The 529-nt window shown below is 37.4% G+C and carries 1 pseudogene; it reads left to right on the plus strand.

The features are described from left to right. Window positions 1–529 (plus strand): annotated as a pseudogene (locus AB4653_RS27715) (hypothetical protein); the annotation flags it as partial.

The following is a 529-nucleotide window of genomic DNA, read 5'->3' on the forward strand; positions in this document are numbered from 1 at the left end:
TAGAGGCAGCGAAGAAACTTACTTCAAACAATGAAGAATACTTAGCAACACTAAATCAAAATGTTAATAAGTTTGAGAGACAGTTGACAGAACTTAGAGCAGTCCAAGCCTCTATCAATGAACAAATCTCACTAAAAAACAATCAAATCCAAATTCTAAACGATCAAGCAAGTGCGCGGCGTCTAAAAGCTATAGATTGCTCTGCCGTTCCTGACTGTGCTTCATCTGTATTAGCCTTTGAAAACCAATCAAATCGAATCGCTAGTGACGTTCAAAGCCTTGATATTACACGAAATCAAAATCAAGAAAGGCTTTCAAAACTTCAAGATGACTTAGATTCATCTCAAAGCGAAATAGACAAGCGAAAGCTAGCGAACACTTTGAGTATGAATGAGTTTGCAGGGACAGAATCTGGATTCATTCTGAAAAAATCAGCATACGAAAAAGCTGTTTTATCAATATTTTCTCCATTCGGAGTAAAAGTTGAAAAGCCATTCGACCTCTTCATGATGCTTGTCTCCGGGCTTAT

It is taken from the genome of Vibrio sp. 10N.222.48.A3 (assembly GCF_041475345.1).
Lineage (GTDB): Bacteria > Pseudomonadota > Gammaproteobacteria > Enterobacterales > Vibrionaceae > Vibrio > Vibrio tasmaniensis_A.